The organism is Pseudomonas zanjanensis, assembly GCF_014268745.2.
Lineage (GTDB): Bacteria > Pseudomonadota > Gammaproteobacteria > Pseudomonadales > Pseudomonadaceae > Aquipseudomonas > Aquipseudomonas zanjanensis.
The window spans coordinates 3,141,760-3,161,989 of the sequence record NZ_JABWRB020000001.1; the positions used below are offsets into that span (position 1 = coordinate 3,141,760).

General features: G+C 61.6%; 13 protein-coding genes and 2 pseudogenes. 6 read left to right on the forward strand and 9 right to left on the reverse strand.

All coding sequences use genetic code 11. The features are described from left to right. Positions 1-260: 260 nt before the first annotated feature. Positions 261-3,065, forward strand: coding sequence for an ATP-binding protein (locus HU715_RS13170; RefSeq protein WP_186709731.1), 2,805 nt, complete (start codon positions 261-263; stop codon positions 3,063-3,065). Here the strand turns inward: HU715_RS13170 and HU715_RS13175 are convergent. Both HU715_RS13175 and HU715_RS13180 read right to left on the reverse strand, forming a co-directional pair. Then, positions 3,012-4,490, reverse strand: coding sequence for an ATP-binding protein (locus HU715_RS13175; RefSeq protein ID WP_186709729.1), 1,479 nt, complete (start codon positions 4,488-4,490; stop codon positions 3,012-3,014). The genes HU715_RS13170 and HU715_RS13175 overlap by 54 nt on opposite strands. Before the next feature lie 184 nt (positions 4,491-4,674). Then, positions 4,675-5,625, reverse strand: coding sequence for a GlxA family transcriptional regulator (locus tag HU715_RS13180; protein WP_186709728.1), 951 nt, complete (start codon positions 5,623-5,625; stop codon positions 4,675-4,677). A 333-nt stretch (positions 5,626-5,958) separates the two neighbouring features. Here HU715_RS13180 and HU715_RS13185 point away from each other — a divergent pair, with 333 nt between their 5' ends. Further along, the gene (locus tag HU715_RS13185) at positions 5,959-6,681 is read left to right on the forward strand and encodes a pirin family protein (protein WP_186709727.1); all 723 of its coding nucleotides are present in this window, start codon (positions 5,959-5,961) and stop codon (positions 6,679-6,681) included. Positions 6,682-7,079: 398 nt separating this feature from the next. Further along, positions 7,080-7,493, forward strand: a complete 414-nt coding sequence (locus HU715_RS13190) for a hypothetical protein (RefSeq protein ID WP_186709726.1) — start codon at positions 7,080-7,082, stop codon at positions 7,491-7,493. A gap of 96 nt (positions 7,494-7,589) precedes the next feature. Here the strand turns inward: HU715_RS13190 and HU715_RS13195 are convergent, their stop codons facing one another. Continuing rightward, a complete protein-coding gene (locus HU715_RS13195) occupies positions 7,590-8,633 on the reverse strand; it encodes a GlxA family transcriptional regulator (protein ID WP_186709725.1) in 1,044 nt (347 codons plus the stop codon). Between the two features lie 289 nt (positions 8,634-8,922). Here HU715_RS13195 and HU715_RS27670 point away from each other — a divergent pair. Next, a pseudogene (locus HU715_RS27670) lies at positions 8,923-10,005 on the forward strand (HAMP domain-containing protein); the annotation flags it as partial. A 339-nt stretch (positions 10,006-10,344) separates the two neighbouring features. After that, positions 10,345-10,866 (forward strand): annotated as a pseudogene (locus tag HU715_RS27675) (methyl-accepting chemotaxis protein); the annotation flags it as partial. 1,070 nt (positions 10,867-11,936) lie between these two features. On the opposite strand, the gene HU715_RS13205 reads toward HU715_RS27675, so the two are convergent. Genes HU715_RS13205 through HU715_RS13230 form a run of 6 tightly spaced genes read right to left on the reverse strand, consistent with a single transcriptional unit; the run spans position 11,937 to position 17,890 of the window. Then, on the reverse strand, positions 11,937-13,679 hold the full coding sequence (locus tag HU715_RS13205) for an ABC transporter substrate-binding protein (protein WP_186707525.1): 1,743 nt from the start codon (positions 13,677-13,679) through the stop codon (positions 11,937-11,939). Between the two features lie 50 nt (positions 13,680-13,729). Further along, on the reverse strand, positions 13,730-14,002 hold the full coding sequence (locus HU715_RS13210) for a DUF2160 domain-containing protein (RefSeq protein ID WP_186707524.1): 273 nt from the start codon (positions 14,000-14,002) through the stop codon (positions 13,730-13,732). Between the two features lie 10 nt (positions 14,003-14,012). Then, positions 14,013-14,813 carry a carbohydrate ABC transporter permease gene (locus tag HU715_RS13215; RefSeq protein ID WP_014337490.1) on the reverse strand — a complete coding sequence of 267 codons (801 nt, stop codon included), beginning with the start codon at positions 14,811-14,813 and terminating at the stop codon, positions 14,013-14,015. Between the two features lie 10 nt (positions 14,814-14,823). Then, a complete protein-coding gene (locus HU715_RS13220; protein ID WP_030142069.1) occupies positions 14,824-15,690 on the reverse strand; it encodes a carbohydrate ABC transporter permease in 867 nt (288 codons plus the stop codon). Then, positions 15,687-16,796: an ABC transporter ATP-binding protein gene (locus tag HU715_RS13225; protein WP_186707523.1), complete on the reverse strand. Its 1,110-nt coding sequence runs from the start codon at positions 16,794-16,796 to the stop codon at positions 15,687-15,689. Before HU715_RS13225 ends, HU715_RS13220 begins: the two co-directional genes overlap by 4 nt. Further along, a complete protein-coding gene (locus HU715_RS13230) occupies positions 16,796-17,890 on the reverse strand; it encodes an ABC transporter ATP-binding protein (protein WP_186707522.1) in 1,095 nt (364 codons plus the stop codon). Before HU715_RS13230 ends, HU715_RS13225 begins: the two co-directional genes overlap by 1 nt. A gap of 421 nt (positions 17,891-18,311) precedes the next feature. On the opposite strand from HU715_RS13230, the gene HU715_RS13235 reads away from it, so the two are divergent. After that, positions 18,312-20,156: a sigma-54-dependent Fis family transcriptional regulator gene (locus HU715_RS13235; protein ID WP_186707521.1), complete on the forward strand. Its 1,845-nt coding sequence runs from the start codon at positions 18,312-18,314 to the stop codon at positions 20,154-20,156. Positions 20,157-20,230: the final 74 nt, after the last annotated feature.

The following is a 20,230-nucleotide window of genomic DNA, read 5'->3' on the forward strand; positions in this document are numbered from 1 at the left end:
TAAAAACCCGCTTTTGTGGCGAGGGAGCTTGCTCCCGCTGGGCTGCGCAGCAGCCCCAGAACTGTCACCTCGGAGTGTCAGATTGATTGGGAGGTGGGGCCTTTGGGGCCGCTTCGCGGCCCAGCGGGAGCAAGCTCCCTCGCCACAGGTTCGGCGTCTGGAAGGCCGGGAGTAGAGCCTGCACCGTTGCGCTTGACACCAAACCTGAGGAATATGCTCGGGTAAAGCCCGGGCATCGGGACCAGAACATTGAGAGCACCATGAGCCACTACCTCAGCCTGCCCGTCGAACAGACGGTGCACTTCGGCCCTTACCGGGTCCATCCGCGCCAGCGCCTGGTGCTGGAAGGCGAGCAACCGTTGCGCCTGGGGCGGCGGGCCGTGGAGATCCTGCTGGTGTTGCTCGAACATGCTGGCGAGGTGGTGAGCAAGCAGCAACTGATCGCCCGGGTCTGGCCCAAAAGCGTGGTGGAAGACACCAACCTGCGCGTACACGTCGCAGCCCTGCGCAAGGCCCTCGGGGACGGCCAGGCCGGGCAGCGCTACATCGTCACCGTGGCGCAGCGGGGCTACAGCTTTGTCGCGCCGCTGGCTTTCGAATCCCTTGACCCATTGGCGCGCATCCCCCATCCGTCCCTGGCACGCAACCTGCCACTGCAGCGTACGCGCCTGATCGGCCGCCAGGCCCTGGTGGAAAACCTGGTGGCCCAGCTGCCGCGAAAACGCTTCATTACCCTGGTCGGCACCGGCGGCATCGGCAAGACCACCGTTGCCCTGCGGGTCGCTGAACGGCTGATCGGCCATTACCGTGACGGCACCCACCTGCTGGACCTGGCGTCGCTCAACGACGCGGCCATGATCGCTCCCAACCTCTGTGCGTTGCTCGACCTGCCCCTGCAGGACGGCGATCCACTGGACACCCTCGCCCGACAGCTCAAGGAACGACATCTGTTGCTGGTGCTCGACAACTGCGAGCACTTGATCGACGCCATCGCCCAGCTCAGCGAAACCTTGCTGCGTGGTGCGCCTCACCTGCACATCCTGGCCACCAGCCGCGAAGGCCTGCGCGCCGAAGGTGAACACATGCAGCGCCTGGACGCCCTGGCGTTCCCGCCCTGTGAAATGCCCATCGAGGGTTATCCCGCCCTGGAGTACCCGGCGCTGCAACTGTTTGCCGAGCGTGCGATGGCCAGCCGTGACGACTTCGAACTGAACGACCGCGAGGTGCCGTTGGTGATCGACATCTGCCAGCGGCTGGACGGCATTCCCCTGGCCATCGAGCTGGCGGCCGGACAGCTTGGCCGCTTCACTCTGGAAGAGCTTCACCGACACCTGCAAGACAGCGTCGCCCTGCTCCACAACGACACCGGCGCCGCACCGCGCCAGCAAACCCTGCGCGCCACGCTGGACTGGAGCTTCGCGCTGCTCACGGCCTGCGAGCAGACCTGCCTGCGGCGGCTGGCGGTGTTCATGGGCAGTTTCAACCTGGCCTCGGCCGCGGCAGTGATCGTCGGCCAGCATGTGGCGCCCGAACAGGTGCTGGTGTCGATCAGCCAGTTGGTCGCCAAGTCGTTGCTCAACGTCGAGATCGGCGATGAAGAGGTGCGCTATCGCCTGCTGGATACCACCCGCCGCTATGCCTTGGAAAAACTCGCCGAAGCCGGGGAACTGGCGGCCAGCCAGGAACGCCACGCCGAACGCTGCCTGGCGCTCATGGGACAAGCGGAACGCGATTGGGAAAACACCCCTACCCGATTGTGGATCGCCCGCTACGCCGACTATCGCGATGACATCCGCGCCGCACTCGACCGAGGCCTGGGCCCGCAGGGTTCACACGCCGTGGCGATTCGCCTGACTGCTCGCACCCTGCCCCTCTGGCAGGAACTGTCGCTGCTCAAGGAGCACGGCCTCTACGTCAACCGGGCGCTGAACTTGCTGCGGGCCAGCCCCAGTCCCTGCCCACGCTTGACCCTGGCCCTGGAACTGGCCCACGCCAGTTTCAACTACCATACCGAGGGCGGTACAGCGGCCACCGTGCGGGCCTTTGCCACCGCCCGACAACTGGCCCGGCAATGCCAGGACCTGGCCGGCGAGCTGCGGGCCGTGTCCGGGCAAATGACCGTCGACCTCAGTTGCGGCCAGTACCAACAGGCCTTGGACCACAGCCTGGATTTCGATCGGTTGGGTTTGCAGGGCGACCCGACCCTGTCCTTGAGCGCCCAACGCCTGCGGGTGCTGGCACTGCATTTCATCGGCGACCAGGGCGCGGCGCGGCATGAGGCCGAGCAAGTGATCCAGCGCCTGGCCCAGAGCGGCCACCTCAGCCGCTTCAGTCATGGCTTCGGCGTGCAATACGACCAGAGCGTGGCGGCGCTGACGATTCTGGCGCGGATCCTCTGGCTACAAGGTTTTGCCGAGAAAGCCCGGCGCACCGCCAACCTGGCGTTGCAGATCGCCTTGCAGATCAATCACGGCATTTCGATCTGCTACACCCTGGCACTCACCGGTTGCGTGATCGCCCACTACACCGGCGAGCATTCGACCACGCGGGAAAGGCTCGATCTGTTGAAGCAACAGGCCAAGAAACATTCGGTGATGCTGTTCCATGACTGGGCCTGCCATTACGGCTGCGTATTGGATGGCGAGACGCTGGAGACCAGCACAAAAAACGGGCTGATCCAAGACATCGCGGTCACTCTGCGCCCTGAGTTGGTCAGCCCCGCGCAACTGGAACGGGCCCGCAGTGGCGCCGCGGGCTGGTGTTCGGCGGAGATCCTGCGGGCCGGCGCCGAAACCTTGCTGGCGCGGAACGAGCCGTCCCTGGAGGAAGCCGCCGAAGCGCAACTGCTGGACGCCATGGCCGTGGCCCGTCGTCAACAAGCCCTGGCCTGGGAGCTGCGCAGCGCGACCTCCCTGGCCCGCTTGTGGCAACGTCAAGGGCAGGTGCATGCTGCGCAGGAACTGCTCGGGCCGGTCTACCGCCGCTTCAGCGAGGGCTTCGACACTCCCGATCTATTGGAAGCCGACGCGCTGCTCCAAACGCTGACTCGCCGGTTGGGGCCGTGAACGCCGCGCCCCCCAAGCACCTTGCAGTACGTAACGCCGATGAAACACAGGCCACTGTCCACTGCGCCGCAGTTTGTCCATGGCGTAGGCGCGGGTGGTGTGCAGCAGTCGAAAACGCCCGCCCTCGGCCAACGGCTCGACCATCAGCAGTGACACGCTCGCCAACCGCAACAGCAACCTGGGCACCTGCCCGACACTCAGTTCAGCGCAACTGATCACGGCCTGTGCCGCCTTGAGCGTAAACGGCCCCTCGAACACCGCCAGGCGCTGGAACGCGGTTCGTTCGTCAGCGCTCAAACGCTCGACACTCGAATCCAACACCGCCTCCAGGCTCCGATGCCGGGCCACTGCGGTACGCCGCCCATGGCTCAGGAGGGACAAACCGTAGTCCAACTGTTCGAGCACCCCAGCCACCCCCAAGGCGTCGACCTGGGCCGCCGCCAATTCCAGCGCCAGCGGCAAGCCGTCCAGGCGCTGGCAAATCTGGGCCAGGATCAGCCAGTCGCGGCCATGGGGCTTGAAATCCTGCTGCCGGGCGCTAACCCGCTCAACCAGCAGTTGCACCGCCGGGCATGCGACGATCTGGTGCTCCGGCTCGAGAGGCGATGCCACGGCCAGGCCCGGCAGTGGCACGATTTTTTCGCCCGACAGTTCCAGCGGTTCGCGGCTGCTGCACAACAGCGCCACCCCCGGTGCCGTCGCAGCCAGCGCCTGGGCCAGTTCCCGACAGGCGCCGAGCACATGCTCGCAGCCATCGAGCACCAGCAACATCCGGCAGGATTCCAGGCCCCGGCCAAAAGCTCCGTGCGCCAGGCCCAGCGCGCCGGCCACCTGAGCCGTCACCTGCGAGGGCTCGCTGATGGCGGCCAGGTCAACGAACCAGACACCGTCGTCGAAATATTCAAGCAACAGCTCTGCCGCCCGCAGCACCACGGTGGTCTTGCCGACCCCGCCCGGGCCGGTCACGGTGGTCAGGGCTTGACGAGGCACTTGCGCCAACAACCGTCCCAGGATTCTGTCGCGGCCGACCAACGGGCTCAAGCGCGCGGGCAAGTTGTGTCGCTCCGCTGGGGGACTGAACGGCGTCTCGATGTCCTCGTGAACCGCCAGGCAATAGCCTTGTCGTGGATGGTTGAGGATATAGCGCGCGCCGTCCCGCCCGTCGCCGAAGGCCCGCCGCAGCGCCGCAATGTGCACCCGCAGGTTGATGTCTTCCACGACGCTGTCAGGCCAGACGTGGGCGATGAGGGTTTGCTTACTGACATAACGGCCGGCGTGCTCCACCAGCACCTGCAGAACATCCAGGGCGCGACCACCCAATGCGAGTGGCTGGCCGTCACGGGTGACCAGCCGCTGCTGCCGGTAGAAGGCAAACGGACCGAAGCTCACCGCCGGCTCGCTGTCGGGTTTGACGAAACTGTTCATGGGCGATCCAGCGCCGGAAAACCGGTGCGGGCGTCAGCGTGCGGATCACCGAACACGTCTGCCCTGGGCTCCTGCGCATCCTTTCCAAGGGGTTCGCCGTTATCTTGGCAGGCGCACGCCGCAGGACAATGCTGGCACAGGGAGCACCACGGACATCACGGTGCCTTGGACGGACACCGACGGCTCAACTGAACTGCTGACGATATTGCACCGGGGTCAGGCCGAGCTTTTCACCGAACAGAAAACGCATGTGCCGCACACTGCCGAAGCCGCTGCGAAACGCCACGGTCTTGAGTGGCAGGTCAGTGGTTTCCAGCAACTGACGCGCCCGGTCGATGCGTGCGCCTTGCAGGAACTCCATGGGCGTCATCTTCACTTCTCGGGCAAAGACCCGGGCGAAATGCCGCGCACTCATGGCGGCCAGCGCGGCCATGCGTTCGATGGTGAAGGGCTCTTCCAGGTGCTCCATCACATGATTCTGCACCCGGGTGATGGCCGATTCCTGTGTCGACACCGCCGCCACCGAGGGACTGAACTGCGCCTGGCCACCCTGGCGTTTCATCACCACCAACAACACCTTGGCCACGTCCAACGCGACTTTGCGGCCATGGTCCTGGGCGACGATGGACAGGGCCAGGTCGATCCCGGCGGTGACGCCGCCCGAGGTGATCAGACGGCGGTCCTGCAGGAAGATCTTGTCGGTTTCCACCAGGGCCTTGGGGAAACGCTGGATCAGGCGTTCGGTGTAATGCCAATGGGTAGTGACGCGATAACCGTCGAGCAAGCCCGCCTCACCGAGCACAAAGGCGCCGGTGCAGATGGAACCGTAGCGCGTCGCCCGTTGCGCCGCGGCGCGCAGCCAGGTGTGCAGCCCCGGATGCTGGTCGTTATAGGCCCCCGGCCCGCCCGGCACCAACAACACGTCATAGGCCGCCCAGGCCTGGTCGATATGGATATCGGCCTGCACCGCCACGCCGTTGGATGCGCGCAACGGCCCGCGTTCGGTCCCCAGGGTCAGCAGTTGATAACGCTGGTTCGTCTCGAGGTAACGATTGGCGATGGAAAACACCTCCAGCGGCCCGGCCATGTCGAGCAGCAAGAAATCCGGGAACAGCACCATTGCAACGGTTTTCATCAAGAGGGACGCCAAAAAATCGAGGGAACTGTAGGCCACAGATGATCCCATGTGGGAGCGGGCTTGCTCGCGAAAGCGGCGTGTCAGTCGACGAAAATACTGCTTGTTGCGCTGCTTTCGCGAGCAAGCCCGCTCCCACAAGTTCATCGTCGGGCTGACGATTAGCATTATGTCGAAGCGAAGCATCCGCCGGTAGGCATTCTCGATTGTCCACCCAAAACGGACAGTCTTTCGTTTTCCACCTGCTTATTGAATATCTCGGTAACCATTAACCTTCTCCTGAACCCGGCGAACGGCCCCAGCCGCCGCCCAAAGACATCAGGAGAATTCATCATGCTGACCCTTCGCAAAGCTTCGGACCGCGGCATTGCCCGCCACGGCTGGCTGACCTCGTTCCACACCTTCTCGTTCGCCAGCTACCGCAACCTCAACGAACAGGGCTTCTCCGACCTGCTGGTCATCAACGACGACCGGGTCGCCGCCGCCAAGGGTTTTGGCCAGCATCCGCACCGGGACATGGAGATCTTTTCCTATGTGCTCGAAGGGGCGCTGGAACACAAGGACACCCTGGGCACGGGCTCGGTCATTCGCCCCGGTGACGTGCAGTTGATGAGCGCCGGCAGCGGCGTGGCCCACAGCGAGTTCAACCACAGCGCGGACGAGCCGGTGCACTTCCTGCAGATCTGGATCGTGCCCGACGTCAGCGGTGCCACCCCCCGTTATCAACAGGAGCACTTCAGCCGCGAGCAGAAACAGGGACGCCTGCAATTGATCATCTCCCCGGATGGCGCCGACGGCTCGCTCCAGGTGCGCCAGGACGCGCGGGTCTACGCCGGGTTGTTCGATGGCGAACAACGCGCCACCCTGGCCCTGGCAGCGGATCGTTATGCCTACGTGCACGTGGCCCGGGGCGCTGTCGAGCTTAACGGCGTGCAATTACAGGAAGGGGATGGCGTGCGGGTGCGCCAGGAGCAGGCCCTGACCTTGAGCAATGGCCAGGATGCCGAGGTGCTGGTGTTCGATCTGCGGCCGCAGGAATTGCCGCAGATGCCATGAAGCACCGTGGGAGAAACTGCCACAGATGACATGGATCAACCTTTAACCCCTGTGGGAGCGAGCTTGCTCGCGATAGCGGAGTGTCAATCACACGAGTATCAGCTGACCTGACGCCATCGCGAGCAAGCTCGCTCCCACATTGGATTAACGATGGGTCAAATTCAGGCTTTGATCTATTTGGAGCTACAGCACGCTTCGGACAGCATCATCGTCTAATCTGAACGCGCTCGTCTGTTGCCACGAAGCACGGCGAACTATAAAGTTCCCGAAAATATTTCGTTTCTGACCGACGGTCATTGATACTGTCTGAAGTAAATTGACCCAACGCAAGAGCCTAGGCAAAATGATTTCACTTTGCCACCAATTCTCTCCTGACTTGCTTATTCACGGAAGAAAGCATGAAAACCGCCATATCCTTCGCTTTAATCTCGATTGCGTGCAGTGCGACCGCGGACGTTCAGAACATCAAATACCTATATGATGATTCGGATGCCGTGTACTCCATCGTCTCGTCTGTCGACAGCGGTTCAGCCATCCAGGCCACCGTGCAGAGAAAGGGCACTTACTTCACCAACTACACGAAACTGGAACTCGACTGTGCCAGCCGCAATGTACGGCACATGGGCATGTACAACAGTCTCGCAGGGTTGGAGAAAGCCGAGTTCGACCAGATGCAAGGACGAATCATCGACGGCTCGATCGCCGATGAAGTCGGCAAGACGCTGTGCAAGGAGACGACCTTGACCGCATCGCAAGCCGCACCGCAAACCGAAGACCTGCCTACCGAAACACAAACCGACGATAACAGCTGACTCGTGAGCTGTGTGGGAGCAAAGCTTGCTCCCACATAGCTCCCCGGCAATGCCCTATCCCCGCCCCAGATACTCATCCCTGATCAACCAGCGTCTTCATCGCAAGGCTTGCTTGCGCTCCGATTTCGAACGGTAGCTGCCAGGCGGTACACCGAAGAAATCCCGAAAACGACGCTGGAAGTGCGGCGAACTGACGAAACCTGTCGCCACGGCGATTTCGGTCACGGACCGATTGGTCTGCTGGATGAGTTGGCGCGCGCGCGTCAGGCGCAGCTCCAGGTAATAACGTGTGGGGGTCGCACCGAGAAAACTGCAGAAGCGCCGCTCCAACTGGCGCTTGGAAATCTTTACGCACGCCGCCAGTTCATCGATGGTCAAGGGCTCTTCTACGTTCTGCCACATCAGTTCCAACGCCAACTTGAGGCTTTCCGGCAGCGTCGGGTCGGTCTCGACAAAAACCGGCGGCAAGTCTGTCGCATCCTCGCCGGACTCATCGCAACGCAGGATTTCCTCGATAGCCCCCACCAACATCGCCCCGCCCGTCTGGCGGATCAACTGGAGCATCATGCGCAGCGAACTGTTGGCCCCCGCGCAACTGACCCGCTCCCGGTCAACCACATAGGCTCGATTGGACACCTTCACATGGGGGAACACCTCCGCCATCATGGCGCGGCTTTCTGGGTGAACAGCACATTCGAAACCATCCAGCAGATTGGCATCGGCCACAAAGAAGGCACCGTTCCATAACCCGCCCAGGATCGCCCCGGACGTCGCGTTGGCCCGCAGCTTGCGGCGCAGCAAGGGATGGCCTTGCAACTTCACGCGAAAGCCCCCGGCAACGATCAGCACATCCTGGTTTTCCGGTATCTGCGCCAGTTCGATGTCCGTCGAGATGACAATGCCCAGGTCGCTCGTCACCTGCCCACCCGACACCCCCACCGTCAGCACCTCGTAGAGGGGCATGTCGCTCATCAGGTTGGCGGTCACCAGCGCGTCCACGGCGCCGGTGAAAGACATCATCGAGAAGTTGTCCATCAATACAAACGCGACGCGGATCGGCGCCTGACTGGCGGGTGCCGATCCGAGTGGCCGATAAGCCATGTTCTTGTTTTTGAGTACGCTCTCGAATGCGCTTGGCATAGGGCCTCGTTAGTACATTAAAGATGAGGATTGGCTGCACGTGGGTACCCTGCCGCAGGGCGAAGGCGCAGGGCAGATCACGTTATCTTCCAGACAAGTCAAGCCGGCCGCATTCGCACCTGCGCCGTCTACCGTTCGGCCCGCGCCAAAAAAGGCAAGCCTCAAGTGCCTACGACTTTGGTCGATACACTGGCAGTAGGCATGGGCGCTTTTCCCTTCCAGAGACTCGCAACGCCAACCACAGCCGTTTCCGCCGTTCCAACACTTAAAATATTCCGCGGGAGAAGTCATGAATATCAAACAGAAGCTGACATGGGCGTTCGCGACCATCGCCTGCCTTCCGGTTATCCTGGTGGCGGTGCTTGTCGTACTGAACCTGCGCGACGCTGCGAAAGCCAACTTCCTGGACAGCAGCGGCCGAGAAATCCGCCAGATCGACAACGGCATGAAGCAGTTCTTCGATGGCATCAGCCAGAACGTCGAATACTTCGCCAAGGATCCACGGATCGTCGCAGCCAAGGATCTGAAAAACTACTCCGGTGCCGACGCTGCACAAACCCCGCTTACCGAGAACAATAAACAGCTGCTGGAGATCTTCGACCGATTCGCCAAGAGTCACCCGACGACCGCCTACCTTTCCCTGGGCTTGGCCGACGGCGGTTATGCCAGTTGGCCTGACGACCCCAAAATCTCCAACTACGACCCACGGGTGCGTCCATGGTACAAGGCGGCCATCGCCGCGCCGGGCACCACCGTGCGCACCGACGCATATTATTGGGCGCCGGATGATGTGTCGTTGATCGGCATCGTGCACACGGTTTCCGACGCCGCCGGCAAGCTGGTGGGCGTGGTCGGCCTGGACGTGTCGCTCAAGCAACTGACCGAATTGGTGAAGAACATCAAGCTGGGCGACAGTGGCTACCTGATGCTGGTGGAAGCCAACGGCAACGTCCTGGTGGACGCCGCCGATGCCAAGCACAACTTCAAGCCGCTGGCCGACCTGGGCCCCAACTATGCCGAGCTGGCCAAAAGCAGCGATGGCGTGACCCAGATCGAGATCGACGGCGTGCCCTACATGGCCAACGTGGTCAGTTCCAAAGGGTTGGGCTGGCGCTTCATTGGCCTGATCAAACGCGATGAAGTGATGGCCGAGGCTTCGAGCCTGACTTGGCTGATCGCCATCATCGCCGCCGCGCTGGCCGCGGTCTTCGCTGTGGTGGGCGCCAGTTTCGCCAGCGTCATCGTGCGGCCGATTCGCGGCGTAGCCAACGGCCTGCAGGAAATCGCCGAGGGTGAAGGCGACCTCACCCGTAAACTCTCGGTGCAAGGCAAGGACGAAACGGCCACCCTGGCGGGCTGGTTCAACCAATTCCTGGGCATGATCGCGCAACTGATGCAGCGCATCGGCAGCGCCTCTTCCGACTTGCAGACCGCCGCAGCCGATACCAGCCACGTGGCCCAGAACATGAACGACGCCGCCGGGCGCCAACGCCAGGCCGTTGAATTGGTGAGCACCGCATTCAACGAAATGGTTGCCACCGCCAACGAAGTGGCCCGCTCGTGCAGCCAGGCCGCCACCAGTGCGGACGAGGGCTATCGCGATGTACACGATGGTCAGCACCATATCGGCGAAGCCACTGGCAGCGTGCTGAAACTGAGCGAGGACCTGCAGCAGTCGACCCAGACCATGCAGGCGCTGGAGCAGGACAGTAAGAACATCAACACCATCCTCGACACCATTCGTTCCATCGCCGAGCAGACCAACCTGCTGGCCCTCAACGCCGCCATCGAGGCCGCGCGCGCCGGTGACCAGGGTCGCGGCTTTGCGGTGGTAGCCGATGAGGTACGGGCCCTGGCCCGCCGCACCGCCGACTCCACCGGCGAGATCGACAGCCTGCTGGGCAACCTCGCACGGCGCACCCAGGAAGTGACCCAGCAGATGCAAAGCAGCCTGCAGGTGTCACACACCAGCGTCGAGCGCATCCAGCAGGCGCGGGACAGCTTCGACAAGATCCGCAACTCGGTGGACTCGATTCGCGACCAGAACACGCAAATCGCCACGGCGGCAGAGCAACAGCACCAAGTCGCCGAGGACATCAACCGGCACATCGCGCAGATTCATGCCGATGCGCAGCTGGTTGAAGAGTTTGCTCACACGGCGCAGACCGGCTCGGGGCGCTTGACGGATATTTCTGGACAGCTCAAGGGGTTGGTGGGGCGCTTCAAGTTCTAAACCGGGCTTACGTCCACTGAAGATCAAATGTGAGAGCGGGCTTGCTCGCGGTGACGGCGGCACATCCAGCATCCGAGTGACAGGTACACCGCTTTCGCGAGCAAGCCCGCTCCCACAGTGGACTTGTGGTGTCAGCCATATCTGTATTCACCACAAAACCCTGTGGGAGCCGAGCTTGCTCGCGATGGCGGCGGTACATTCAGCATTCCGGTGACAGGCACACCGCTTTCGCGAGCAAGCCCGCTCCCACAGTGGACTTGTGGTGTCAGCCATGTCTGCGTTCACCACAAAACCCTGTGGGAGCCGAGCTTGCTCGCGATGGCGGCGGTACATTCAGCATTCCGGTGACAGGCACACCGCTTTCGCGAGCAAGCCCGCTCCCACAGTGGACTTGTGGTGCCAGCCATATCTGCATTCACCACAAAACCCTGTGGGAGCCGAGCTTGCTCGCGATGGCGGCGGTACAGTCAATACTGATGCAAGCTGACCCACCGCTTTCGCGAGCAGGCTCGCTCCCACAGTGGGCTTGCGGTGTCAGCCATGTCTGCGTTCACCACAAAACCCTGTGGGAGCCGGGCTTGCTCGCGATGGCGGCGGTACATTCAGCATTCCGGTGACAGGCACACCGCTTTCGCGAGCAAGCCCGCTCCCACAGTGGACTTGTGGTGTCAGCCATATCTGTATTCACCACAAAACCCTGTGGGAGCCGAGCTTGCTCGCGATGGCGGCGGCACAGTCAATACTGATGCAAGCTGACCCACCGCCTTCGCGAGCAGGCTCGCTCCCACAGTGGACTTGTGGTGCCAGCCATATCTGCATTCACCACAAAACCCTGTGGGAGCCGAGCTCGCGATGGCGGCGGTACAGTCAATACTGATGCAAGCTGACCCACCGCCTTCGCGAGCAGGCTCGCTCCCACAGTGGACTTGTGATGTCAGCCATATCTGCATCCACCACAAAACCCTGTGGGAGCGAGCCTGCTCGCGAAGGCGGTGGGCCTGTCTGTCGCCGTAAGCCCAGGAAAAAAAACGGCACCTTTCGGTGCCGTTTTCACACTCACAGCAGGGGCTTTACTTGCGGGCCGCCTCCCACGACTTCAACAGCTCGGTGTAGCTCACGGTTTCGCCTTTCGGCTTCTCGTTCGCCAGTTTCGGCTTCGGAGCACCCGGCTGGTCGAACCAGTATTGCGCGTCGCGCTCAGGGTTCATCTTAGGTGCGCAGGTGGCTTGGGCCTTGGAGCGTTCCAGGCGCGTCATGATCGCGTCCTGGTCCTTGGCCAACCCGTCGAGGGCCTGCTGTGGGGTCTTCTCGCCGCTGGCCGCTTCGGCGATGTGGCTCCACCACAGTTGCGCCAGGCGTGGGTAGTCCGGCACGTTGGTCCCGGTCGGGGTCCATTGCACGCGGGCCGGGCTGCGGTAGAACTCCACCAGGCCACCGAGCTTCGGCGCCAGGTCGGTCAGGGCCTGGGAGTTGATGTCCGACTCACGAATCGGCGTCAGGCCGACGATGGTCTTCTTCAACGATACCGTCTTGGACGTCACGAACTGCGCATAGAGCCAGGCCGCGAGTTTCTGCTTCTCAGGCGTGGACTTCATGAACGTCCACGAACCCACGTCCTGATACCCCAGCTTCATGCCCTCTTCCCAATACGGACCGCGTGGCGAAGGCGCCATGCGCCATTTCGGCGTGCCGTCGGCATTCACCACCGGCAGGCCCGGCTTGGTCATGTCGGCGGTGAAAGCGGTGTACCAGAAAATCTGCTGGGCGATGTTGCCTTGGGACGGCACCGGGCCGGATTCGGAGAAGGTCATGCCCGCCGCTTCCGGTGGCGCGTATTTCTTCATCCAATCCACGTATTTGGTGGTGGCGAACACGGCCGCAGGACCATTGGTGTCGCCGCCACGGGTCACGCTGGAACCGACCGGATGGCAGTCCTCGACACGAATGCCCCACTCGTCCACGGGTAAACCGTTGGGCAGGCCCTTGTCGCCGCCACCGGCCATGGAGAACCAGGCATCGGTGAAGCGCCAGCCCAGGGACGGGTCTTTCTTGCCGTAGTCCATGTGGCCGTAGACGCGCTTGCCGTCGATTTCCTTGACGTCTTCGGAGAAGAACTTGGCGATGTCTTCATAGGCCGACCAGTTCACCGGTACGCCCAACTCGTAGCCGTACTTTTCCTTGAACTTGGCCTTCAGGTCCGCACGCTCGAACCAGTCGGCGCGGAACCAGTACAGGTTGGCGAACTGCTGGTCGGGCAGTTGATAAACCTTGCCGTCCGGCGCGGTGGTGAAGGAAATACCGATGAAGTCCTTCAGGTCCAGGGTCGGCGAAGTGAAGTTCTTGCCTTCGTTGGCCATCAGGTCGGTGATCGACTCGGTCTTGCCGTAGCGAAAGTGCGTGCCAATCAGGTCCGAGTCGTTGACCCAGCCGTCATAGATATTCTTGTCCGACTGCATCTGGGTCTGCAGCTTCTCCACCACGTCGCCTTCCTGAAGCAGGTCGTGAGTCAGCTGGATCCCGGTGATTTCGTTAAAGGCCTTGGCCAATACCTTGGATTCATACTCGTGGGTGGCGATGGTTTCCGACACCACGTTGATTTTCATCCCGCGAAACGGTTCGGCGGCCTTGATGAACCACTTCAATTCTTCAAGCTGCTGCTCGGCTGTCAGGGTCGACGGCTTGAATTCACTGCCGATCCATTTTTTAGCGGCGTCTTCATAGGCGTCGGCCCAGGCCGTAGCGCTCAGCCCGCTGAGTGCCAGCATGGCTGCCAATGAAACGCTATGTCGCAGCTTATTGTTTTTATCGAACATAGAGACCTCTCCTGTTTGGGTTTAAGAGCCTGATCGTCGCGTTGTCGCGATTAGCCCCACCGCATCACTGCCAACAGCCACACCAAAGACAACGCGAACGCTATCCAGATGCTCCAGTCGGTCACGCCAATCACCAGCAGGTGCAGATAGGCGCTACCGAGAAGACCAATAAACAACCGATCGCCACGGGTCGTGGCAATCGGCAGGAAACCACGCCGAGGGATACTCGGCGAACGCAATTCCCACGTCGTCATGCCCACCAGCAGCAAGGCGATGACACCAAAAAACGCCGCCGTCGGGACGGTCCAGTTCATCCATTCCATCATCGACTCCTCAGACCCGGCCCAGGGCAAAGCCCTTGGCCACGTGGTTGCGAACGAACCAGATCACCAGCATGCCCGGCAGGATGGTCAACACCCCCGCCGCCGCCAGCACCCCCCAGTCGATACCGGACGCCGACACCGTACGGGTCATGACCGCCGCGATCGGCTTGGCATTCACCGAGGTGAGCGTACGGGCCAGCAACAGCTCGACCCAGGAAAACATGAAGCAGAAAAATGCCGTGACGCCGATGCCGGAGCCGATCAACGGAATGAAGATCTTGGCGAAGAACTTGGGGAAACTGTAGCCGTCAATGTAGGCGGTCTCGTCAATTTCTTTCGGCACCCCGGACATGAACCCTTCGAGGATCCACACCGCCAACGGCACGTTGAACAGGCAGTGAGCCAGGGCCACGGCGATATGGGTGTCAAACAGGCCGATGGACGAATACAGCTGGAAGAACGGCAACAGGAACACTGCCGGTGGCGCCATCCGGTTGGTCAGCAGCCAGAAGAACAGATGCTTGTCCCCCAGGAACCGATAACGGGAAAACGCATAGGCCGCCGGCAACGCAACGCCCAGGGAAATCACCGTGTTCAGGCTCACGTAGTACAGCGAGTTGAGGTAACCGGTGTACCAACTCGGGTCGGTGAAGATCACCTTGTAGTTGTGGAAGGTGAAATCGTGGGGCCACAGGGTCAGGCCGCCAAGGATCTCGGTGTTGCTCTTGAACGACATGTTCAGCAGCCAGTAGATGGGCACCAGCAGGAACAGGATGTAGATCAGCAGGGGTATCAGCTTTCTCTTGCTCATTGTGCGGGCCTCAACGGTTGGCGTCGGAGTGCGTCATGGCGGTGTAGAACAGCCAGGACACCAACAGAATGATCAGGAAGTACACCAGGGAAAACGCCGCCGCCGGGCCCAGGTCGAATTGGCCGATGGCCATCTGCGTCAGGGTCTGACTGAGGAACGTGGTGGCGTTACCCGGCCCGCCGCCGGTGAGCACGAACGGCTCGGTGTAAATCATGAAGCTGTCCATGAAGCGCAGCATCACGGCGATCAGCAGCACGCTCTTCATCTTCGGCAACTGGATGTGCCGGAACACCGCCCAGTTGGACGCCCGGTCGATCCGCGCCGCTTGATAATAGACGTCGGGAATCGCCCGCAGCCCCGAATAACACAGCAGCGCCACCAACGACGTCCAGTGCCAGACGTCCATCACCAGCACGGTGACCCAGGCGTCCATGGTGTTGGCCGCATAGTTGTAATTGATGCCCAGGCCGTTAAGGGTGGAGCCCAGCAAACCGATGTCGGCGCGGCCGAAAATCTGCCAGATGGTGCCAACCACGTTCCACGGGATCAGCAACGGAATCGCCAGGATGATCAGCACCAGGGACGACCACTTGCCCTTGGTCGGCATGGTCAGGGCGATGGCGATGCCCAGGGGAATTTCGATCAGCAGCACGCACGCCGAGTAGATGAATTGGCGCAGCAGCGAATCGTGCAGCCGTGGATCGAGCAGCACCTGCTTGTACCAATCGGCGCCGACGAAGTAGCGGCTGGACTGATCGAAGATGTCCTGCACCGAATAGTTGACCACCGTCATCATCGGGATCACGGCGCTGAAGGCCACCAGCAGGAATACTGGCAGCACTAGCCACCAGGCCTTGTTGTTCTGCACCTTGTTCATGGCTGCACCTCGCCAGTGGATTCGAGCAGATATTCATCGGCATAGACCATCAGCCATTGCGCCGGGAAACTGATGTACGCCGTGCCTTCCGGTACAGGCTTGTCTTCGGCCAGGCGGACCTTCAGCGGTGCGCCATCAAGGTTGAGGGTCAGGATCTTGTAGGTGCCCAGGTCTTCGACGTGGACCACGTCGGCCCGCATCGCGTCGTCGTAAGGGCCATCCCAGACATGCACGAACTCGGGGCGAATGCCGACCTTCAGGCTTTTGCCCTCGGCTTCGGCGATACGCCGTTGCAAGGTGTCCGACAGGGGCAAATGGGTCGAGGCGAAGCCGACGCCACCGGGCTGCGCCGTGACCTCGATCAGGTTCATCCCCGGGCTGCCGATGAAGTAGCCGACAAAGGTGTGGCTGGGGCGCTCGAACAAATCCCGAGGCGTGCCGAACTGCACGATCTGGCCGCCGTACATCACCGCGATCTTGTCGGCGAACGTCGAGGCTTCCAACTGGTCGTGGGTGACGTAGACCATGGTGATGTTGAACTGCTCGTGGATCTGCTTGAGCTTGCGCCGCAGTTTCCATTTCAGGTGCGGGTCGATCACCGTCAGCGGTTCGTCGAACAGGATCGCCGACACATCGTCGCGCACCAATCCGCGGCCCATGGAGACTTTCTGTTTCTCATCGGCGGTGAGGTTGCGGGCCTTTTTGTCCAGCAGGTTCTGCAGGTCCAGGACCTCGGCGATTTCCTGCACCTTGGTGTGGACCCTCGCCTCGGCCATGCCCTGGTTGCGCAGCGGGAACGCCAGGTTGTCAAACACCGTCATGGTGTCGTAGACCACCGGGAACTGGAACACCTGAGCGATGTTGCGGCGTTCCGGGGTCAGGTCGTTGACGACTTTGCTGTCGAACATCACCTGCCCTTCGGAAGGGCTGAGCAAGCCGGAAATGATGTTGAGCAAGGTGGACTTGCCGCAGCCCGAAGGGCCGAGCAGCGCATAGGCGCCGCCCTGCTCCCAGATATGGTTCATCTCGCGGATCGCGTAGTCCTCGGGGCCCGCCGGGGTGCTGGTGTAGCTGTGGGCGAGGTTCTGCAAACGAATTTCAGCCATCAGGCAACCCTCGCAATACGCAGGCCCGGGGCCTGGACCAGCTTGCCTTGGGCATCGAAGACAAACAGTTTATGGGTCGGAATGTAGATGCGGATCGGCGCGTCCACGTCGTACTCATGCACCCCTGGCAAGTGCAGCACCAGCAGGAAATGTTCGTTGCGCACATGCAGGAACGTCTCCGAGCCGCTGATCTCGGCCACCTCGACGGTCACCGCCAGTTCGAGGTCGTCGTCATTGCTTGGCACCAGGGAAATATGGCTGGGGCGCACGCCGAAACGAAACTCACCCTCGCCCACCGGGCGCAGGTCGACGTTCAGCGGGAAATGCACGAAATTGGCGAAGCTGACTTCATTGCCGGCAATACGACCCGGCATGAGGTTGATCGGTGGTTCGGAAAACAGCTCGGCGGCCAGCACGGTTTGCGGCTGGTGGTAGACGGAAGACGACTTGCCGCTCTGAATCACCCGGCCCTCGTGGAGGATCGTGGTGGTGCCGCCCAAGGCCAGTGCCTCGTTAGGCTCGGTGGTGGCGTAGACGGCGATGGTGTGGCGGGCCTGGAACAGCTCGCGCATTTCCTGGCGCAGCTCTTCGCGCAGCTTGTAGTCGAGGTTCACCAAAGGCTCGTCGAACAGGATCAGCTCGGCGTCCTTGACCAAGGCCCGGGCCATGGCCGTGCGCTGCTGCTGGCCGCCGGACAATTCCAGTGGATGGCGCTTGAGAAACTTCTCGATCCGCAACATTCTTGCGGTTTCCAGGACCTTGCTTTGGATGATTTCTTCGGACACACCGGCCTGGCGCAACGGCGAGGCGATGTTTTCGAAAACGGTCATGGTCGGGTAGTTGATGAACTGTTGGTAAACCATCGACACGTTGCGCAGCCGCACCGGGCGGTGGGTGACGTCGACGCCGTTCATCAGGATGCGGCCGCTGTCGGGTTTGTCCAGACCGGCCATCAGGCGCATGAGGCTGGTCTTGCCGGACAGCGTGCGGCCCAACAGGACGTTGAAGGATCCGGGTTCGAAACTCAGATTGGCATCGTCGATCCAGGTCTGGCCTTCGACGGTGCGACAGATGTGCTCAAGCTTTAATGACATGGCTCGGCCTTTTTATTATTTGGAGTCAAGCGACCCGAGCTTAAAAGCGAAAGCCGTGCCAGAAATCACAAACCCTTGATCAAGTTGATTTTTTCCTGGATTGGCAGGCAAAAGGCGTTCGTTGATGAACAGAAGTGAACAATCAGGAATGAACAACTGAACAATGGACGGGTTGACAATGAACAATTTTGAACAACACTGAAAGAACGTTTTCGGCTAGCCTGGCTGCGATCCTGTGGGAGCGGGCTTGCTCGCGAAGGCGCTGTGTCAGCCAGCACAAATGTCGACTGTCACGACGCTTTCGCGAGCAAGCCCGCTCCCACAGGATCTGTGTATGAAGTGGTATTCAGGCCTGCCCCAGCACAAGGAGTCTGTGCGAGACTTGCCACAACAATAAAAACAGCTCCTGCGAGAGTGCCCCATGGCCGCACCTGCTCCTGCCTTGTCCCACGAGGCCATCATCCAGGCTTCCTGGTCCCGTTGCCGCGCCTTCGGCCTGAATCACCAGAGCGTGCCGGCCTTCGATCAGTTGCCCGCCCAAGGCATCGCCCACTTGCTGGAAAGCCAGCATTCGCTGGTGCAGACCACCCATCAGGAGGTCTTGCCGTATTACGAGAACATCCTCAGCAACTCCAATTGCCTGATCATGCTGGCCGACAACCAGGGCCAAGTGCTGACCTCCTGGGGCACCCAGCGCTTCATCGAGCCGAAACTGGCCCATGGTTTCAGCGCCGGGGCGAGCTGGATGGAGCGCTGCACCGGCACCAACGCCATCGGCACCGCGCTGGCCTGCGAACAGGCGGTGCACATCGAACACGATGAACACTTCCTCAAGGCCAACCGCTTCATGACCGGCTCCGCCGCGCCGATCTTCGATGCCGAGCGCAAGGTCATCGCCGTGCTGGACGTCTCCAGCGACAGCTACCTGCCGCCGTCCCACACCCTGGGCATGGTCAAGATGATGAGCCAGACCGTGGAGAACCGGTTGATCCTCAACCTGTTTCGCGGTGAACACTTCCAACTGACGTTCAACACCGGTTTGAACAACCTCGACAGCCAGTGGGCCGGGCTGTTGATTTTCGATGAAAGCGGCCAGGTGCTCTCGGCGAATCGACGCGCGGATAATCTGCTGGGCCTGAGCTTGTCACGGGTCAGCATCGAAAGCCTGTTCAAGGTGTCGCTGCTGGAACTGCTGAACCAACCCGACGGCCTGCCGTTCGCCCTGCAAGCGTCTGGCAGCAATCGATTCCAATGTTTGCTCAGGCGCCCGAGTCAGGTGTCGATCAGGGCACGCGTGTTCACCGAAGCAACGCCTGCGCCGGCCCCCGCCAGCAACATCATCGGCCTCAACACCCTGCACTTCGGTGACAGCCGCGTGGAGAAAGCCGTGCGCCAGGCCGAGCGCTTGCTGGAGAAGGACATTCCACTGTTGATCCATGGCGAGACGGGCGTCGGCAAGGAAGTGTTCGTCAAGGCCCTGCACCAGGCCAGTTCGCGCGCCAAGCAGCCATTCATTGCCGTGAACTGCGCCGCGATCCCCGCTGAGTTGGTGGAGTCGGAATTGTTCGGTTATGAAAAAGGCGCGTTCACCGGCGCCAACCAGAAAGGCAGCATTGGCCTGATCCGCAAGGCCGACCGCGGCACGCTGTTCCTCGACGAGATCGGCGACATGCCCCTGCCGACCCAGGCCCGGCTGCTGCGGGTGTTGCAGGAACGTTGCGTGCAACCGGTGGGCAGCGCCGAGCTGTTCCCGGTGGACATCCGCATCATCTCCGCCACCAACCGCTCGCTGCGCGAACAGGTGCAGTTGGGGCGGTTTCGCGAAGACTTGTACTACCGCATCGGCGGCCTGACCCTGGAACTGCCGCCCTTGCGCGAACGCAGCGACAAGCAGGCCCTGTTCAAGCGCCTGTGGGAACACCACCGCGAACCGACCCAATGGGCCGGCCTGAGCCGTGAGGTATTGGACCTGTTTGAACGCCACCCCTGGCCGGGCAACCTGCGACAGGTCAGCAGCGTGCTGCAAGTGGCCCTGGCGATGGCCGAGGAACAGCCGATCCGTCCGGAACACCTGCCCGACGACTTTTTTGTCGACCTGGAAATGGAACCGGTGGAAACGCCTGAACCACTGACGGTGGACCTCAACGATGCCGAGGACCTGAACCGCCAGCTTCAGGCCGTGGGCGGGAATATCTCGCACCTGGCGCGACGACTGGGGGTCAGCCGCAATACCTTGTACAAACGCCTGCGGCAGTTGGAGAGCTGATACAAAACCTGTAGGAGCGGGCTTGCTCGCGAAGGCGTCGCGTCAGCCAAATCAACGTTGAATGACACACCGCT

Excerpts from the sequence above, each read along its gene's own strand:
- HU715_RS13185 (WP_186709727.1), top strand. The coding sequence starts at position 5,959 with ATGCTGACCCTTCGCAAAGCTTCGGACCGCGGCATTGCCCGCCACGGC.
- HU715_RS13180 (WP_186709728.1), bottom strand. The coding sequence starts at position 5,625 with ATGAAAACCGTTGCAATGGTGCTGTTCCCGGATTTCTTGCTGCTCGAC.
- HU715_RS13175 (WP_186709729.1), bottom strand. The coding sequence starts at position 4,490 with ATGAACAGTTTCGTCAAACCCGACAGCGAGCCGGCGGTGAGCTTCGGT.
- HU715_RS13225 (WP_186707523.1), bottom strand. The coding sequence starts at position 16,796 with ATGGCTGAAATTCGTTTGCAGAACCTCGCCCACAGCTACACCAGCACC.
- HU715_RS13205 (WP_186707525.1), bottom strand. The coding sequence starts at position 13,679 with ATGTTCGATAAAAACAATAAGCTGCGACATAGCGTTTCATTGGCAGCC.
- HU715_RS13195 (WP_186709725.1), bottom strand. The coding sequence starts at position 8,633 with ATGCCAAGCGCATTCGAGAGCGTACTCAAAAACAAGAACATGGCTTAT.
- HU715_RS13215 (WP_014337490.1), bottom strand. The coding sequence starts at position 14,813 with ATGAGCAAGAGAAAGCTGATACCCCTGCTGATCTACATCCTGTTCCTG.
- HU715_RS13235 (WP_186707521.1), top strand. The coding sequence starts at position 18,312 with ATGGCCGCACCTGCTCCTGCCTTGTCCCACGAGGCCATCATCCAGGCT.
- HU715_RS13230 (WP_186707522.1), bottom strand. The coding sequence starts at position 17,890 with ATGTCATTAAAGCTTGAGCACATCTGTCGCACCGTCGAAGGCCAGACC.
- HU715_RS13190 (WP_186709726.1), top strand. The coding sequence starts at position 7,080 with ATGAAAACCGCCATATCCTTCGCTTTAATCTCGATTGCGTGCAGTGCG.
- HU715_RS13220 (WP_030142069.1), bottom strand. The coding sequence starts at position 15,690 with ATGAACAAGGTGCAGAACAACAAGGCCTGGTGGCTAGTGCTGCCAGTA.
- HU715_RS13170 (WP_186709731.1), top strand. The coding sequence starts at position 261 with ATGAGCCACTACCTCAGCCTGCCCGTCGAACAGACGGTGCACTTCGGC.
- HU715_RS13210 (WP_186707524.1), bottom strand. The coding sequence starts at position 14,002 with ATGGAATGGATGAACTGGACCGTCCCGACGGCGGCGTTTTTTGGTGTC.